Source organism: Mesorhizobium sp. M7D.F.Ca.US.004.03.1.1, assembly GCF_003998635.1.
GTDB lineage: Bacteria > Pseudomonadota > Alphaproteobacteria > Rhizobiales > Rhizobiaceae > Mesorhizobium > Mesorhizobium loti.
The window spans coordinates 1-2,630 of sequence record NZ_RZQG01000826.1 but is presented as its reverse complement, the minus strand read 5'-3'; the positions used below and the strand labels follow the sequence as shown (position 1 = coordinate 2,630).

The following is a 2,630-nucleotide window of genomic DNA, read 5'->3' as shown; positions in this document are numbered from 1 at the left end:
CGTCAGGTTGCCGCATGGTGAAGGACTTCCCCTTCCCGCCTATGAAAGCACTGGCGCGGCCGGCATGGATTTGCGCGCCGCGGTGCCGGACGACCGGCCGCTGCTGATCCTGCCGGGAAAACGCGCTTTGGTGCCGACCGGGCTGATCCTGGAAATTCCGGAAGGCATGGAGGGTCAGGTCCGGCCACGCTCGGGTCTTGCTTTCAAACATGGCCTTACCGTCCTCAACACGCCCGGCACCATCGACAGCGACTACCGCGGCGAGGTCAAGGTGTTGCTGATCAATCTGGGCGACGAGGATTTCGCGGTGACGCGCGGCATGCGCATCGCCCAGATCGTCTTCGCGGCGGTGACGCAGGCGGCCGTGGAAGAGCGCACATTGGCAGGCGGCACCGCGCGTGGCGCGGGCGGGTTCGGCTCGACCGGCACCGCCTGATGTCTGAACTGCCTAAACTTGTCATCTTCGACTGCGACGGCATCCTGGTCGATACTGAGAACTTGGCCAACCGGCGCCTCGCCGAATGGCTGACCGCTGCCGGCTATCCGACAAGCTTCGAATATTGCCGCAAGAATTTCTCCGGCCGCAGCATGGCGTCGGTGCAGAAAGAGATCGAAGCAGAGACCAGCGTCAGGCTCGGCGCCGATTTCGTCGATCGCTGGAATGCCGGCCTGCCGGACCTGTTCGCCCATGGCGTCGAGGCGATCCCCTACGTCCGCGAGTTTGTCGAAGCCGTGCGTTCAGCCGATATCGCCTATTGCGTCGCCACCTCGGCCCGGGTGTCGAAAATGCACATCACGCTTGGCCAGACCGGACTGTTGCCGCTGTTCGAGCACGCGATGTTTTCTTCGACCATGGTCGGTCGCGGCAAGCCGTTTCCCGACCTGTTCCTGCATGCGGCCAAAACCATGGGCTTTGCGCCCGCCGACTGCATCGTCATCGAAGACAGCGTCGCCGGCACGCAGGCCGGCATCGCCGCCGGCATGCGGGTGTTTTCCTATCATGCCGATCCCTATTCCGACCGCGACGGCCTGATCCAGGCCGGCGGCATCCTTTTCGACGACATGCGCGAGCTTGCCGGGCTGGTGCCGATCCACTGACCATCGTCCCGACTGGACGGCTTGGTGGGCTGTGCTACGTTCCGCGCCCGACAGCCTGAGGCGACGACCATGCCGACGAACCTGCTTCGCTTCATCCTCGCCGTGATGCTGCTGCCATTGCTGTGGACCGCAGCGCTTGCCCAAGACGCCAGCCTTCCGGATCTAGGCAGCCCACTGCCCGGCCGAAAAGATTTCACCTATCTCGACCTCGCCAGGATGGTCATTCCTGATCTTGCCGCCGACAAGAATGGCTTTTACAGGGGCGGGCTGCCGATCAAGATGCGCCATATCGAGGGGCTCGACAGCGGCGGCTCGCCGCCCGAGACGTCGGGCTTTTCCAACGCTGCAGTGCTTGCCATCAGGGCTGGCGGCAAGGACCGCTTGACCATGCTGTTCGATCTCGGTGATTCCCCCGATAGCGCCGAGGGCTATGCGGTGCTGGCGCTGTACGACATTACGGGCAAGCCAAAGCTGCTCGACGCCGCCAATGTCGCCCTCGACCGCAGCACCTATTTCCGCGAACCCGGCAAGCTCGCCGTCGGCGCCAGTGATGACATCCTCACGATCGAGAGTTCGCATTCCAATTCAAACCAGAACTATATTATCGTCCCGCTGATCATGGTTGCCAGGGACAGGTTGAAGCTGATCGACATCATCTACATGTTCAATGAGCACGTGTGTGCCTACAGCCGGACGCAGGACATTGCCTTCAAAGCCATCGCCGAGGGCCAACGCCATGCCGCCATCAAGGTGACGGTGACCGATGCCACAGTGCTGAACGGCGAAAGCTGCGGCGACGAACCGCCCAAGCCTGAGTCCCACGCGATTTCCATCACCTATCACTGGGACAAGAAGACATCGCGCTACGCCAAGGATTCCGACGCGCTGGACAAATTGGCAGGAGAGAACGCCAAACGCTTCTGAACCAACCGCATTCGTTTGCCCGGTCAAATGGGGCAGGATAAAATCCGCTTAGCCACACAGCACATGATGGGGGAATTACCATGGACAAGGGCAAGATCTTTCGCGACCTGCATGCCTCGACCTTCGTCATGCCCAATCCCTGGGATATCGGCACGACGAAGCTGCTGGGTTCCTTCGGCTTCACGGCACTGGCGACGACCAGCGCCGGCTTTGCCTTTTCGCGCGGCCTGCCGGACGGCGCCGTGACCTTCGAGGCGATGATCCACCATTGCCGCGAGGTGACGGCGGCGACCAGCCTGCCGGTCTCGGCCGACCTCGAGAGGGGCAAGGGCGACAGCGCCGAGCAGGCTGCCGAAACCATCTTCGCGGCCGAAGCGGCCGGTCTTGCCGGCTGCTCGATCGAAGACCACACTGGCGATCCGGACAAGCCGATCTATGATTTTACGCATGCCGTCGAGCGCGTCGCGGCAGCCGTGGAGGCGGCGCGGGCGCTGAAGCGCGATTTCGTCTTCACCGCGCGCGCCGAGAATTTTCTGTGGGGCAAGGCCGACCTCGACGACACCATCAAGCGGCTGCAGGCCTTCGAGAAGGCCGGCGCCGACGTGCTC

The 2,630-nt window shown here is 62.9% G+C and carries 4 protein-coding genes; all 4 read left to right on the top strand.

Annotated elements, in window-relative coordinates:
• Positions 1-436, top strand: a 436-nt coding sequence (gene dut, locus EN935_RS30470; RefSeq protein ID WP_127373940.1) for a dUTP diphosphatase, incomplete at its 5' end; no start/stop codon positions are given.
• Positions 436-1,098: an HAD family phosphatase gene (locus tag EN935_RS30465; RefSeq protein WP_109666074.1), complete on the top strand. Its 663-nt coding sequence runs from the start codon at positions 436-438 to the stop codon at positions 1,096-1,098. The genes dut and EN935_RS30465, both read left to right, overlap by 1 nt.
• Before the next feature lie 69 nt (positions 1,099-1,167).
• Positions 1,168-2,022, top strand: a complete 855-nt coding sequence (locus EN935_RS30460; RefSeq protein WP_127262826.1) for a hypothetical protein — start codon at positions 1,168-1,170, stop codon at positions 2,020-2,022.
• A gap of 80 nt (positions 2,023-2,102) precedes the next feature.
• A partial coding sequence (locus EN935_RS30455) for an isocitrate lyase/phosphoenolpyruvate mutase family protein (RefSeq protein ID WP_127373939.1) occupies positions 2,103-2,630 on the top strand: 528 nt, incomplete at its 3' end.